This window comes from Brevibacterium sp. R8603A2 (genome assembly GCF_023072605.1).
Classification (GTDB): domain Bacteria; phylum Actinomycetota; class Actinomycetes; order Actinomycetales; family Brevibacteriaceae; genus Brevibacterium; species Brevibacterium pityocampae.
Genome location: NZ_JALLGN010000001.1, coordinates 182355 through 197152 on the forward strand (window position 1 = coordinate 182355; position 14798 = coordinate 197152).

Annotated in this window: 12 protein-coding genes; 10 read left to right on the top strand and 2 right to left on the bottom strand. The window is 67.2% G+C overall.

Annotation, left to right across the window (positions count from 1 at the left end):
* Positions 1 to 124: 124 nt before the first annotated feature.
* From MTQ12_RS00800 to MTQ12_RS00830, 7 genes are all read left to right on the top strand, one after another.
* On the top strand, positions 125 to 1831 hold the full coding sequence (locus tag MTQ12_RS00800) for a phospholipid carrier-dependent glycosyltransferase (protein ID WP_348983827.1): 1707 nt from the start codon (positions 125 to 127) through the stop codon (positions 1829 to 1831).
* 119 nt (positions 1832 to 1950) lie between these two features.
* On the top strand, positions 1951 to 3108 hold the full coding sequence (locus tag MTQ12_RS00805; protein ID WP_247423186.1) for an acylneuraminate cytidylyltransferase: 1158 nt from the start codon (positions 1951 to 1953) through the stop codon (positions 3106 to 3108).
* 53 nt (positions 3109 to 3161) lie between these two features.
* On the top strand, positions 3162 to 4046 hold the full coding sequence (locus tag MTQ12_RS00810; protein WP_247423188.1) for an N-acetylneuraminate synthase family protein: 885 nt from the start codon (positions 3162 to 3164) through the stop codon (positions 4044 to 4046).
* A 63-nt stretch (positions 4047 to 4109) separates the two neighbouring features.
* Positions 4110 to 5090, top strand: coding sequence for a glycosyltransferase (locus MTQ12_RS00815; RefSeq protein WP_247423190.1), 981 nt, complete (start codon positions 4110 to 4112; stop codon positions 5088 to 5090).
* Entirely contained in the window at positions 5087 to 6445 is a 1359-nt protein-coding gene (locus MTQ12_RS00820) for a hypothetical protein (protein WP_247423191.1), read from the top strand. The genes MTQ12_RS00815 and MTQ12_RS00820 overlap by 4 nt, the downstream gene beginning before the upstream one ends.
* Before the next feature lie 125 nt (positions 6446 to 6570).
* Positions 6571 to 7782: a DUF6716 putative glycosyltransferase gene (locus MTQ12_RS00825; RefSeq protein WP_137318992.1), complete on the top strand. Its 1212-nt coding sequence runs from the start codon at positions 6571 to 6573 to the stop codon at positions 7780 to 7782.
* Between the two features lie 43 nt (positions 7783 to 7825).
* Positions 7826 to 10117 (top strand): DUF6716 putative glycosyltransferase, encoded by a 2292-nt coding sequence (locus tag MTQ12_RS00830; RefSeq protein ID WP_247423192.1) that lies wholly within the window; start codon positions 7826 to 7828, stop codon positions 10115 to 10117.
* Here MTQ12_RS00830 and MTQ12_RS00835 read toward each other — a convergent pair.
* On the bottom strand, positions 10060 to 11346 hold the full coding sequence (locus MTQ12_RS00835; protein WP_247423193.1) for an N-acetylmuramoyl-L-alanine amidase: 1287 nt from the start codon (positions 11344 to 11346) through the stop codon (positions 10060 to 10062). The two genes, MTQ12_RS00830 and MTQ12_RS00835, sit on opposite strands and share 58 nt — an antisense overlap.
* 10 nt (positions 11347 to 11356) lie before the next feature.
* Between MTQ12_RS00835 and MTQ12_RS00840 the strand changes: the two genes are divergently transcribed.
* Entirely contained in the window at positions 11357 to 11764 is a 408-nt protein-coding gene (locus MTQ12_RS00840) for a hypothetical protein (protein WP_247423194.1), read from the top strand.
* Between the two features lie 583 nt (positions 11765 to 12347).
* Here the strand turns inward: MTQ12_RS00840 and MTQ12_RS00845 are convergent.
* A complete protein-coding gene (locus MTQ12_RS00845; protein ID WP_137318989.1) occupies positions 12348 to 12908 on the bottom strand; it encodes a GtrA family protein in 561 nt (186 codons plus the stop codon).
* Positions 12909 to 13162: 254 nt separating this feature from the next.
* On the opposite strand from MTQ12_RS00845, the gene MTQ12_RS00850 reads away from it, so the two are divergent.
* Both MTQ12_RS00850 and MTQ12_RS00855 read left to right on the top strand, forming a co-directional pair.
* Entirely contained in the window at positions 13163 to 14122 is a 960-nt protein-coding gene (locus MTQ12_RS00850) for an ATP-binding cassette domain-containing protein (RefSeq protein ID WP_247423195.1), read from the top strand.
* Positions 14119 to 14793, top strand: a complete 675-nt coding sequence (locus MTQ12_RS00855) for a methionine ABC transporter permease (RefSeq protein ID WP_247423196.1) — start codon at positions 14119 to 14121, stop codon at positions 14791 to 14793. Before MTQ12_RS00850 ends, MTQ12_RS00855 begins: the two co-directional genes overlap by 4 nt.
* Positions 14794 to 14798: the final 5 nt, after the last annotated feature.

Sequence of the window (14798 nt, forward strand, 5' to 3'; positions counted from 1 at the left end):
GCGTCAGCTTCTTTCGTGAAGGGGATGTTGTATCCCAGCGTAGGTGCCGTCCGGACCGCGGACCAGCGGCTCGCGCACCGCCGCGCCTCCGGCGGATGCCGCGCGCCTGTCTACACTGAGCCGTGTGAGCTTCTCCACCCTCGAGTCCCGCCTGCTGCCCCTGCGCTCCCCGCGCGGGCCGCTCGCGTGGCTGATCCCGGCGCTGCTCGCAGTGCTCGGCGGGGTGATGCGGTTCATCCGCCTCGACTTCCCGAACCGCCTCGTGTTCGACGAGACCTACTACGTCAAGGACGCGTACTCGCTCACCCGGTTCGGATACGAGAAGGACTGGCCGGACGAGCCCAACCCCGCGTTCGAGTCCGGCGACACCTCGATCATCCTCGACTCCCCCTCCTACGTCGTCCATCCGCCGCTGGGCAAGTGGATCCTGGGCGCGGGCATCGAGCTGTTCGGCGCCGACTCCTCGTTCGGCTGGCGGTTCGGCGCCGCGCTCGTCGGCGCGCTCTCGATCTTCCTCCTCGCCCGGATCGCGATCCTCCTGTTCTCCTCGGTGTGGATCGGGTCGATCGCCGGCCTGCTCCTCGCCGTCGACGGCGAGCACTTCGTGCACTCGCGCACCGGCCTGCTCGACATCTTCCTCATGTTCTTCATCCTCCTGGGCTTCGGATGCCTGGTCCGCGACCGGGCGTGGGCCCGACGCCGCCTCGCCGAACGGATGAAGGACCACCCCGCGGTCCTCGCCGCGCACCGCCGACAGTCCTCGACGGGATCTGCGGACCGCGCAGACGCCCGGCACGGCGGCACCCCCGCCGCCACGGATCCGCTCCACCTCCTCTCCCCCCGGAAGCTGCGCGGCCTCGCCGGCCAGCTCGCCGCCGCCCGCCGCTGGCTCGTCTCCGCCCAGCACGGCCCCGGGCTCGGTTGGCGCCCCTGGCGGCTGGCCGCCGGTGTCAGCCTGGGCCTGGCGATGGGCGTCAAGTGGTCCGGTCTCTACGCGCTCGCCGTGTTCGGGATCCTCACCGTGCTGTGGGATGTCGCCGCCCGCCGGCAGGCCGGCATCGCGCGTCCGTGGCGCGCCGTCCTCGTCAAGGACGCGGTGCCGGCGTTCCTCTCCCTCGTGCCCGTGGCGTTCGTCGTCTACGTACTGTGCTGGCTCGGCTGGATCCTCAACCCCGGCGGCTGGGACCGGGAGTGGGCCGCGGACAACGAGGGCTGGTGGTCGTTCCTCCCCGACTGGCTCGCCGGCCTCGGCCACTACCACTACACCGCCTACACCTTCCATGTGGGCCTCGACTCCGAGCACCCCTACATGTCGAACCCCTGGGGCTGGATCGTCCAGTGGCGGCCCACCTCGTTCTTCTACGAATCGGTGGAGAACGGGCAGGCCGGCTGCACGGTGGAGAAGTGCTCCCAGGCGATCACCTCGCTCGGCAACCCGGTGATCTGGGGCCTCGCACCGGTCGCGATCATCATCCTGCTCGGCGCCTGGCTGCTGCGCCGCGACTGGCGCGCCGGCGGCATCCTCGCCGGACTCGCCGCCACCTGGGGACCATGGTTCTTCTACCAGGACCGCACGATCTTCACCTTCTACACCATCGTCATGGCGCCGTTCGTCGTGCTCGCCGTCGCCTACTGCCTGGGTCTGCTGTGGGGCGAGACCTCCGGAGACCGGTCCCGGCCGGACGGGCGGCTGCTCGGTCGCCGGCTCGCGGTCGCCGGGATCGTCGCCGCGGCGATCCTCGCCTTCGCGTGGTTCTACCCGATCTACACCGGCCAGCTCATCCCCCACGACGCCTGGCGCGCCCGCATGTGGAACCCCACCTGGGTGTGACCCTCCCCACTCCGACTCCGCGGCCGTCTCCCTCCGGCCCCGGTGGGACCCGGCGACGTCACCTGCAGTCCACCTCCCGGACACCCGACTGACACCCGAACAGGTATCCTGGAGGCCTTGTGACTGTCCAGAATGAGCTCCCGCGCACCGTCGCGATCATCCCCGCCCGAGGTGGATCGAAGGGCATCCCCCTCAAGAACCTCCAGAAGGTCGCCGGCAAGACGCTCCTCGCCCGCGCCGTCGAGGCCGCCTCCGAGGCGACCGGCGTCGACCTCGTCGTGGTCTCCACCGATCACGACGGCATCGCCGCCGAGGCCGAGCGTGCAGGCGCCACGGTGGTGCGCCGCCCCGACGAGATCTCCGGGGACTTCGCGAGCAGCGAGGACGCCCTCCTCTACACCCTCGAGCAGCTGCCGGAGCAGTACGCGATCACCGCGTTCCTCCAGTGCACCTCGCCATTCATCGACCCGCAGTCGATCGGCAACGCGATCGAGCGCGTCGCCGCCGATGCCGCGGACGTCGTGTTCTCCGCCGTCGAGGACCACAGCTTCCTGTGGACGCTCGATGACGAGGGCCACGCGCAGGCCGTCGGCCACGATGCCGCGTTCCGCCCGCGCCGGCAGGACCGCAAGATCCACTACAACGAGACCGGCGCGTTCTACATCATGCGCACCTCCGGTCTGCAGGAGCACCGCCACCGGTTCTTCGGCCGCATCGAGATCGAAGAGGTGCCGCTCGAGCAGGCGCGCGAGATCGACACGATGGCCGACCTCACGCTCGTCCGGGCGGTCGCCGCGGCCGGCGGTCAGCCCACCGTGCTCGACGTCGACGCCCTCGTCACCGACTTCGACGGGGTCCACACCGATGACGCCGGCTACGTCAACGAGCACGGCGACGAGATGGTCCGCGTGCACCGCGGCGACGGGATGGGCGTGAGCCGGCTGGTCCGCAGCGGCCTGCCGTTCCTCATCCTGTCCAAGGAGCGCAATCCGGTCGTCACCCGGCGGGCGGAGAAGCTCGGCGTGGAGGTCGCGCAGGGCATCGACAACAAGGCCGACGTGCTGCTGGCGTGGATGCGGGAGAAGGACCTCGATCCCTCCCGCGTGGCCTACGTCGGCAACGACATCAACGATCTCGAGGCGTTCTCCGTGGTCGGCTGGCCGATCGCGGTCGCCGATGCCCATCCGGAGGTCCTCCTCGCCGCGCGGCTGGTATTGTCGCAACGCGGAGGCCACGGGGCGGTGCGCGAAGTATGCGACCTCATCCCGGACAACTGAATGATCCAGCACCCGAATCACCCAGCCCGCTCAACCACCAGAAAGAAGGTCTCATGTCTGTGAACGAGATCAAGCCGGTCGCCATCGGCGACATCCTCGTCGGTCCCGGCCAGCCGGTCTACATGATCGGTGAGATCGGCATCAACCACAACGGCGACGTCGAGATCGCGAAGCAGCTCATGGACGTGGCTGCCAAGGCCGGCGCGCAGGCGGTGAAGTTCCAGAAGCGGAACCCCGACGTCGCGGTCCCGGAGGACCAGAAGTCCAAGCGGCGGGACACCCCCTGGGGCGAGATGACCTACCTCGAGTACAAGTTCCGGGTGGAGTTCGAGGACGAGGAGTACACGGAGATCGACCGCTACGCCCGGGAGCTCGGGATCCAGTGGTTCGCCTCCCCGTGGGACATCGACTCGGTGAACTTCCTCGACCGCTTCGACGCCGTGACCTTCAAGATCGCCTCCGCCTCGGTCACCGACATCCCGCTGCTCGAGGCCGTCAAGGCCACCGGCAAGCCCGTCATCCTGTCCACCGGCATGTCGACGCTCGAGCAGATCGACAAGGCTGTGGAGACCCTCGGCACCGAGAACCTCGTGATGATGCACGCGACCTCGACCTACCCGCTGCCCCCGGAGGAGGTCAACCTCCTGGCGATCCCGGCCCTGCGCGAGCGCTACAACGTGCCCGTCGGCTACTCGGGACACGAGATCGGCACCGCGATCTCCGTCGCCGCCGTGGCCCTGGGCGCGGTCACCGTCGAGCGCCACATCACGCTGGACACCTCGATGTGGGGCTCGGACCAGAAGGCCTCGATGGAGCCCGAGGAGTTCACTGCACTCGTCGCGGACATCCGCACCGTGGAGACCGCCCTGGGCGACGGCAAGAAGCGCGTCATGCCCGGCGAGGAGTCGAAGATCGAATCGCTGCGCGTCGTGAAATGAACACTCCGGTCCAGGGCAGTGCCGATGCGACATTCGGCACTGCCCTGGCGCAGAAGGGCTGACATGACCGACCCGCTCGTCACTGTCATCGTCCCGCAGAGGAACGCCGGAAATCTGCTGGGAATGGCACTCCACAGTCTTGAAATTCAAACCATCGGCACCGACGCGTTCGAGGTCGTCGTCATCAATGACGGGTCCACGGACTGGACACCGGAGATCGTCGCGGAGTTCTCGGAGCGCCTGAACCTCACCGTGATCGACAATGCCGAGCCCCGCGGTGTCTCGACCGCACGCAATCAGGGTCTCGACATCGCCGGTGGCGAGCACATCGCGTTCCTCGATTCCGACGACTGGTTCGGCCCTGATCGGCTGCGAACACTGGTCGACGAGATCACGCGCCTCGACGTGGAGTTCATTCGGACTGATTACGTCCGTGTTCGCGGGTTCCAGCGGTTGCTCTCCGCCGCTCCGCTGCGGCGGCGCTGCGAGGCACTGGACCCTCGGGACTTCATCAACCCGCTCACAGTTCCGACCATGGTCGACTATCCGCAGGTGTGGAACGGTCTGTACTCGCGAGCGATGAAGGAGAAGGGCCTGTTGCACATGCGCCCGGACCTCCGGACCTGCGAGGACCGCGCCTGGACATGGCACCACCACATTGCTGCGGAATCGTTCGCTGTAGTCGATTGCCCAGATGTCTTCCACCGACGAGACCTGGAGTCGAGCCTGGTGAGCGTCATCGATGATCGGCAGCTCGACTTCATCCCGGCTTTCACCCATATTTTCCAGCTCCTGATCGAGCACCCTGAGCTGGAGGAGTTCTATCCGAAGGCCCTGCGGTCCTACCTCGCATTGGTGAACAACCATATTGAGAAGAGGGTCGCGAAGCTGCCTGACGTCCTCCGCACGAAGATGTTCGAAGACGCGCCCGTCCCGATCGGGATGTTCGGCGAGGAAGTCCTCGACCGGGCCCTCCTCCGTTTCGGTCGCGATCGGCTCGACACCATCTCTCCGATCCTCGAAAGCGCGAAGGCAGACCGATGACCACTCTGTATCTGGCTTCCGGAATCTACGACCTCGTCTGTCTGACAGAGCTCCTGCGCAACGGCTCTGCGCTTCCGCCCGACGATGAGAAAGTCCTGGTGGCATACGACAGCACCTACGCCCCGGAGCTCAATGTCCCGCTCCAGGATTCTCCTTTCGCGCAATCGATGCTCACGCACTTCGATGCGGTCGTCGACTGGAACGCCGTCTGCTGGCCATCCCATCCAGCTCACTTCAACGTCGACGACGAGAACCGAGCTGCCCAACTGCGAGGCTTGATCGAGCGCGCGTGGCAACTGGACGGTTCTCCCACTGCGCTCGTGCTCAACAGCTTCTCCGACCGACCAGCGCAGACGATCGCGCGCATCTGGTCCTCCTCTCAGCTGACCGTCTACATGAACGGTCCCGAGGTCTACGGCCCGCTCACGGCTGAGAACCGGTCGTTCTCGCGACCTGTGCAGGCATGCATTACGTGGGATCTCGTTCCCCGGCTCGAGCCGCGCACGCCGCGCGGGGGATCGCCTGCATGGCAGGTGAGGAGCATCGATTCGATAGGAACGGTGATCGACGAGGCGGTACGCAAGAACCCCGATGCCGACGTCGTCCCGGCACTCCGCCCGGGACGCCGACGAGCCCTGATCGAGCGAGCCGACCTCATCGGCATGAAACTGGCTACCGAATCCGAAGAACGCGCCCAGCTCGACAGGATGCTCGCATACGCCGCAGACGCGGGCGCAGATGAGGTGATCCTCTGCGACCCGCCCTCATCGACGGGCCCGGCCACGACCATGCACAGCAGAGCGGAAGAACGGGGTCTGGACCTGTTCGTGGCATCCCCGTCGGTTCCACTGTCATTCCTCAACAGGATCGCAGAACCTGAGATCACCATCTGCATGACAGGGCGGGGGTTGGCGGAGGCGCGATCCGCCGGCGCTCGGCGGATCGATGCGCCCGAGGCCGGGAAACTCCTGTCCGGCCTGACACAGATGAATGACGCGCACCGTGTGCCATTGACGGTCCTCGACATCCTGTACGGCCCGAGCACGGATCCAGGACGTCCGGGCATCGAGCGCTCCGGCGCTTCGGAAATTCTCGATGCGGTCGTCTACGCAATGTCTCCGCAGGATCGAAGAGCACTGAGAACGGCTGCCACGGCAGCTGCGGATGCAGCCGACGATGACATTCTCACCCGATATTTCACCCCAGAAGCTCGTGACCTGCTGAGCAGCGCTTCATCTCCGCGACCGCCCACCGACGCCGGCCTCGACCGGCCCAGTGAGAACTCCGTCGCGCAGCGCGCCGAGCGGTCCCCCCTCGCGTCCATCGGACGGCGACTGTTCGGCCGGCGGCAGTGATGGGGCCGCCGAATCCGGCTAGACCGGACGCCGACACCCCCACCTCGCTCATCGGCCGGGACCCTACCAGATCTTCCCGGAACCCCGAGATCAGTCGTGAATCCGACAGAACCCTGAAGGAGAACATGTCCTCGATCCGTCTTCTCGCCATTGCGGACAGTGAGTCCTACCTCAAGTGGGCGGCGCACCTGCTCCAGGCGCTCACCGACAACCACGCCGACGCTTCCGTGGACGTGGCGATCATCGATTCGCCGATCCGTCCGACTGCCGCCCAGGTTCAGCATGCGGTCGCGGGAACACAGTGGGCGCACGGCCGCGTGCGCGTACTCGACGGCGAGCAGCTCACACAGGAACTCGACGAATCGCAGCCGAACGTCATCCTCGCCGCGGCGACCGGCCCGGTCGTCGAACGGATCTTCTCCGTTGCAGCCTCGAGGCCGCAACGACCTGCCCTCGTCTCGGGGCTGCCCGGGATGGGGCTGCCGGCCACGGTCAAAGGCCAGAAGTACCGCCGACTCGGCGATCTCTTCATCGCGCATTCTGAGGTCGAACGGGAAGCGTACGCCATTGCCGCCGAACGGGCAGGGATCGGCACCAGACAGGCTGTGGCGCGCCTACCGATGCTCAAGTCCGCGGGTCTCCCCCACATCGTGTCGCAGCATGATCACCCAGTGACGACGGTGGTCTTCGCCACCCAGGCGAAAGTACCCGTCCAAAGGGGACAGCGCCGACAGATCCTTCTGGCGCTCGCAGAGTTCGCCCGCCGAGACCCTGACCATCGCGCGATTCTCAAAGTGCGCAGCCTCCCAGGAGAGCATGAGACCCACCGGGAGAAGCACAGCTTCATCGAGATCCTCGACGAACTCGTCTGCGACGGGGTGGTCCCCGAATCCGCGATCGACGTCATGGCCGGTCCGATGACCGACTTCCTGCAACCGGGCACCGCCCTCGTCACGGTGAGTTCTACAGCCGCACTCGAATCCTTGGACCGCGGGCTGCCGACTCTGATCATCGGTGATTTCGGCGTGACCCTCCGCAACCTGAACAAGGTTTTCATCGGGTCCGGGATCATCGGATCACTGTTCGACGTGGCCGCCGGGAGGTTTCAGTTCGCCCGTGAGGAGTGGCTGCTCGACAACTACTTCCAACCGCGCACCGAGGAAGTCCACGCAGAGCTGTCCGGGCTCGCGAAACTCGCCTCGGCAGGCCGTCTGAGATCAGTGCCCTGGGCGATTGAGATATACAAACTGCGACGGTTTCGTCAGCAGATCCGCGCATCTGCACCGCGACCTGTTCTGCGGAGCTACCGGAAGGCACGGAAGGCACTCCGCTTCTGAACCAGCAGCAGCCCGACCATGTGACCGAACACCGATGGAAAGCGTGCAGCCCGGCGACCGGGCCACGAGCATTCGCCCCACGGCGAGGAAGGAGACAGGAGCGATGCAGTCGTTCGCGTGGATCGAGTCACCGCTGCAGTTCCTCTCGGCACTCGAAGCACGCGCTGAGGGTGAGTTCATGGAACTGCAGGTGAGAGGCGACGCGAGTGGAATGCAATCCTTCCTCAAGTCGTTCGAGACCAGGTGGCTCCCCGCGGAGGTGACCTTGCGCACAGCAATGGCCCGGCCGGAGGTCCCTGCCCGACCGCCCCAGGCCACCGTCACCCGGGCGCGGCATCCTGTGCGTCTTCTCGTCGGGGATCCCTGCTCGGGACGGTTCCAGTCTGCGCTGGCGAACGGATCCCTCGGGCGGCCGGAGCACATCACTCTCATCGATGACGGTTTGGCCACTGAGCATGCAGTTCGTCTGCTCACCACGACCTATCCCACACCGCTTCGCCGAGCGCGGCAGCAGCTGTCTCCCACTCGAGCGGCTCTGGCGTACAGCACTGCGCTCAATCTGCGTTCAGCGCTGCGCTCGGGCCGCATGAGCTGGACCACCGCCCTACCGCTCCCCGGATACCTCATCGCCGCTTTCACCGCGCTCGGCGGAACCGTTGCCCGGCACGATTTCGAACGTCTCCGATCGTTGGATCTGCCTGCACCGGATCTGCACGGCGAGATCGTGCTCGGCTCGTCGCTGGCCGTCGACGGCCTGATCCATGACGACGCGTACATGTCCTGGGTGGAGACGGCGACGGCCGGCCGCACCTGCGCCTACCTCCCCCACCGCAGAGAGAAGCCCGAGGATCTCGCACGGATCGCAGCACTGCCCGGGGTCACTGTCCTTGCACCCGGGCTGCCGGTCGAGCTGCGGCTCGCATCTGCCCCGCGCGGTGCACGACTCCTCAGCCTTCCGACCACGGCGGCGAGCACCTTGCGGCTCACCATGGACTCCCCACAGATCGAGGTGACACCTATCCCGCCGTCGTGGTGGACAGATGCGGCTCCCGACGGCCTCCGCCGAGCTCTGAACAGGTCATTCAACATACGGCAGTACGATGAGCGCGTGGATCCATTCACTATCGTCGCAGTGTGCGACAGCGAGTCCTATCTCAAGTGGGCTGCACGCACGATGGACGCGCTCGGACCTGATGCCGACAGCCATCTCTGGTTGATCGACACTCCCATCCTGCCCACCGCGGAGCAGACTCGGAATGCTCTTCTCGGATCGTCGTGGGCAGGACGCACGATTCCTGTGGTCAAGCGCGGCGATCTCGCGGACGGTTTCCTGAATCTCACCCCCGATGTCGTCCTGGCGGCGGCCACCGGCCCCGTGGTGCAGCAGATCTACGCGAGCGCCGCACGGCTGCCCCGGCGGCCCGGGCTCGTGTCCGGTCTCCCCGGAGTGGGTCTCCCAGCCACGTCGAAGGGGATGCGCTATCGGCGGATCGGCGATACGTTCATCACCCACTCTTCACGAGAGCGCGAGGAGTACCTGCGCATCACCCGGGAGCTTCGGATTCCCGCCGAGGTGATCGTCAGCCGGTTGCCCCTGCTGGCGTCCGCTGAACCGCCGACTCCTGCATCCGATCTCGGTCGTCCCCCGGAACGGATCGTCTTCGCCACCCAAGCGAAGGTGCCGCACGGAAAAGAGGACCGAGTGCGGATCCTGCTGGCGCTCGCGGAGTACCGCAGACGCCACCCTGGGAGCGAAGTCATCGTCAAGGTGCGTTCGCGCCCGGGTGAGCAGGAGACGCATCGCGAGGAACACACGTACATGTCCCTCATCGACGAGCTCGTCGCCGACGGGCGAATGCAGCCCGGCGAGCTCACCGTCGGCGTCGGAGCGATGTCGACGTTCCTCTCCCCCGGCACGGCGCTCGTCACGGTCTCGTCGACCGCGGCGCTCGAAGCGATCGACCACGGCCTGCCGACGCTCGTGCTCGGAGATTTCGGGGTGGGCGAGGAGATGCTCAACCTCGCGTTCGCCGGTTCCGGGGCGATCGGCACCCTGCAGGACCTGGTGGCCGGGAATATCGGATTCCCGAATCGCGAGTGGCTGCTCGCGAACTACTTCCACCCGCCCAGCACCGAGCTCGCGGATTCGATCGCGCTGCTGGCGGTGCGCTCCCGCGAGCGCCAGCTGCCCGACATCCGTACCGCCGCACGGGTGCAGGACTTCCGCCGGATCCGAGCCGAACTCCGAACCTTGGCCCCGGACCCGGTGGTGCGCGGCTACCGCGCTGTTGCCAACCGTGCCCGGCAGATCGGCAGGAGGATCACCGACTCCTGAGGCAGATCGGGGTAGTGCCGACGAGAGTTCGCGCATGCGTCGACACCGCCCCGATCAGTCGGCTCAGGAGTAGAAGATCCGCGCCCCGGCCTTCGAGGACCAGAGGATGTAGCCGCCCTCGTAGTTCTGGCGCTTGTCGCACCGGAACTGTATTCGTCGCTCGTCGGGTAACCCAGACGACCGCGCTCATAACCCTGGGTGCGCCACGCACGTTGGATTCTCCCCTGAGTGAAGTGGGCACCCGTGCTCTGGGTCCAGTGCATCGACCCGCCTTCGAACTTCTGGTAGCACCCGCCACGAATCAGGCCACAATCCTGATTCGAGGTCGGCAGCCTAGCCGCACTGCGCTCCCATCCATCGGCCTTCCAAGCCCTTCCGATCGGACCGTAGATCGACCACGCGCCGGTCCCCGCCGAGTAAGAGATGATGCCGCTCATGAAAGATTGAACATTCGCACCGGAGCGGAACTTGAATGGCTCCTCTTCACTCTTGGGATACCCCAATTTCCCGCGCTCGTACGACTGGACGCGCCACTGCCGCTGGATCGGACCGCCGGCCTTCGTGAAGTGAGCACCTGATACAGAGCTCCAGTGGACGGAGCCATTCTGGAACTTCCGGTAGCACCCCTTGTTCTTCAGGCCGCACCGCTCGTCCGTGGTCGGGGAGCCGGTCTTCGCAGTGTTGGCGTAGTAGAACTTCGTGATGGCCGAGGCGTTCGTCGGCGGGGTGAACCCGGCAAGGGACTTGGTGCGCACCTGGCGGAGCTGGCCGTAGAGGCCGTTACCCGGGCAGGACGTATGGGAGGTATCGCGATGACCGAAGATCCGCGGCAGCGTGACCTTCCGACCTGCCGGATAGCGTGAGGTGTCGCCGCCTCCCGAGGTCAGGGTCACCCGGCTGGTCGGGTCCCATCCCCACTTGTTCGCCTGCCATGCGCCGACCCTGCCGAGGGCGTTCACTACCGCCCCAGGAGCGGGCGACGAGTAGGTGCCCATGACCGACACCCCGAATGTCCCGGAGTTGAAGCCGGAGGCGTGCGCTCCCACGACGGCCCGGTCGAGCCCGCCGGATCGGCCCTCGTAGATCGTGCCGTAGCGGTCGACGAGCATGTTGTACCCCATGTCGCACCAGCCGCGGCTCTGCGTGTGGTAAGTCAGGATTCCGCGCAGGATGCCGGGCACCTGAGCACGGGTATAGCTCGTCGCACCCGCGGTGTGGTGCACGACCATCGCCCGGTTCGTGGACGTCGTGTCCGCTTCGGCACTTCTTGAGGCTCTCGTTCGCACCCCATTCAGCACGGGAGACATGTGTCAGGCCGGCGTTGACCGCGACCGTGGCGGCGCCGAAGCGGTGCGCATCGCTGTCGACCACCGCGGCAGCAGCTTCACTGCGTGGCACAAGACCCATCCCGGTGTCCCAGGCTCCGCCGGTGAAGGACGAATTCTGCGCGATCTGTTCGTCTGCGCCCGTGGTGGGAGTGGTCACGGTCTCGACGCTCACCTCCGCGTCGGCCGGACCATCGACCTTCACCTCCACGGCTACGCCCACGGCGACCACGACCGGTTCCGTGCCGGCGGTGGCGCCGCCGGACTCCGAAGTGCCGGCATCGGGGCCGGCACCATCGCTTACCTCGAACTGCTCCCATGAACTCCACGCACCTTCGGGGTCCTGCGTACGGTAGCTGATGGAATCCGGGGTGTGCGCACCGTCCCACACCGCTCCCATCACGGTGACGGAGTCTTCGCCCGCCCCTCCCCCGGCGTCGCCGTCGAGTTCGATGACCGAGGAGTCATCGCCGTCGACGGCCCGAGAATCCGTGCGGGCCTCCGCCTCCTGCGGGCCTGCACCCGGCGAGGGTTCCGAGGACGACCCGCTCTCCGGAGGGGCCGATTCGGCCGGGGCCTCAGGGGTACCGCGTTCGCCGGGATCGGTGCTGCCGAGTTCCGGCAGGCCCGTCGCCGCGGATGCGGTGGCTGGCGCGAACACCAGGCCTGTGATGAGCAGGGGGATGACGAGCTGCCGCTGCATGAGATCTCCTCGCGGCGGGTTACGAGCCCGCAGTTCGGTGGGGCGGGCATGTGCCTGATCGTCATGCACCGATATTCGGCTAATCGTAACCGAAGTCACAGGGAGCTCGCGGACCTCTTAGTCGAAGAAGCCGCGTTCCGGACACCGCAGGCCGGACATGCTCCGTACTGCACGGGCCGCCACCGACTCCGCAGAGCCCTGGTCAGTGAGAGTGCGCCTCGACGCCCGCGCTGGTGTCGAGATCGAGCTTCTCCACCCGTGGGCGATCGCGGAAGACGAAGGTGCGGTAGGCCCAGAACCGGAACACCATTGCCAGCCCGATGCCCACGATGTTCGTCGAGATGTTGTAGCTGATGGGGTCGCGCAGCCCGAGGACGTACCAGGTGAGGCCCAGCGGTGCGATGACGATGACCATGCCGAGCGCGTTGACGACGAGGAACGACCACAGGCCGGTCGTCGACGAACCCGTGCTCCGCTTGCCATAGGTCCAGAATTTGTTGCCGATCCAGGCGACGCCGACGGACACAACCGTGGAGACGATCTTCGCCTTGAGCGGCCCGTCGTGGAGCACGGCGGGGAATCCGAGGAAGCCGTAGACCAGGAGGTTCGAGAGCCCCACGTCGACGAGATAGGCAGCACCGCCGACTGCGAGGAACTGGAGGATCTCGGTGAGCAGGCGACGCCATCGGCCGAAGCGTGCGGCATTGCGTCCAGCCGTGTCCGCCAAGTCCTCAGCGGCGCTCCGGGCCTCTTCATCCTGCATAGGTCTCCACGGTACCGCGTCCGGACGCGCCGGGACCGACCGGCCGACCCGTGTCATCCCATCTCGGTCGCTGGCATCGGTGTGATCTAGCCGACGTTCACCCCCGAATGCGTCGTTCCGTGTCATTCTGATCCACCCCTCCCCCGCGCGCGGCGCATCATGGACGACGGTCCCCGCCTCCCCGCGCCTGCCCCCACCGGGCCGGCACGGACGCGGCACACGGACCACCCCGACACCTGACCCAGGAGAACCCCGTGATCGAACTGCGCAGCCTGCGCAAGGAGTTCGCCGGCGTCGTGGCACTCGAGGACATCGACCTGTCCGTGCCCGCCGGCGAGATCCACGGCATCGTCGGCCGCTCCGGCGCCGGCAAGTCGACCCTCATCCGCTGCCTCACCGGGCTGGAGAGGCCGAGCGCCGGAACCGTCGCGATCGACGGCGTGGAGATCAGCGGCCGCCGCGGCGAAGAGCTGCGCCGGGCCCGCCGGAGCATCGGCATGGTGTTCCAGCACGCCAACCTGCTCGACTCGCGCACCGCGCTGGGCAACGTCGAGCACCCGCTCGAGATCGCCGGGGTCGGCAAGCGGGAGCGGCGCGAGCGCGCCCGGGAGCTCCTCGAGCTCGTCGGGCTCTCCGACCGGGCCGGCAACCACCCCTCCCAGCTGTCCGGCGGCCAGCAGCAGCGCGTCGGGATCGCCCGGGCGCTCGCCGCGGACCCCAAGATCCTGCTGTGCGACGAGCCGACCTCCGCGCTCGACTCCGGCACCACCCGGCAGATCCTCGGCCTCATCCGCTCGCTGCGCGAGCGCCTGGGCATCACCGTGCTCATCATTACCCACGAGATGTCGGTGGTGCGCGAGGTGTGCGATTCGGTGACCCTGCTGGAGAACGGCCGGATCGCCCGCACCGGCACCCTGCTCGAGGTCATCCGGGACACCGATTCCCCCCTCGGCCGCGAGCTCCTCCCCCTGCCGCCCCGCCAGCCCGGCGAGGGCACCGTGATCGAGGTGCTGCTGACGGACGTGGCGCTGCGCACGCTGCTCGAGATCGTCGACCGCCACGCCGTCGACGCGCGCGTGGACTCCGGGGCGATCGAGACCATCACCGGCTCCCAGGTGGGCCGACTCCAATTCACCGTGGACGATCCCGGCGCCGCCCAGGCGCTCGTCGCGGATCTCACCACGGCAGGCATCCACGCGGAGGTGGCACGATGAACGCACCGACCTGGTTCGACAACCCCGCGATCACCGTCGAGCTCCTCCCCTCGCTCGGGGAGACGATCGCGATGACCGCATGGTCGACCGCGATCGCGATCCTGCTGGGCCTGCCGCTGGGGATCTGGCTGTTCGTCACCACCCGGGATTCCCTGGCCCCCAACGTCGTCGTGCACCAGGTGCTCGGCGCGATCGTCAACATCGGGCGCTCGATTCCGTTCATCATCCTCATCATCGCGCTCATCCCGTTCACCCGGTTCGTCGTGGGCACCGCGCTCGGCTGGCAGGCGGCGGTCGTCGCGCTCACCATCAGCGCGATCCCGTTCTACGCCCGGCTCGTCGAGATCGCCCTCCACGAGGTGGCGAGCGGCAAGGTCGAAGCCGCACAGATGATGGGGGCGTCACGCGGGCAGATCATCCGCCAGGTGCTCGTCCCCGAGGCGCTGCCGGCGCTCATCAGCGGCGCCACGGTGACCGCGGTCGCGCTCGTCAACTACACCGCGATGGCCGGTGCGGTGGGCGGCGGCGGCCTGGGTGACCTCGCGATCTCCTACGGCTACAACCGCTACCAGGCCGACGTCATGCTCGCCTGCGTGGTGCTCCTCGTCGCTTTCGTCGGGATCATCCAGCTCGTCGGCGACCGCCTCGCCCGCCTCGTCGACCACCGCTGAGGCGC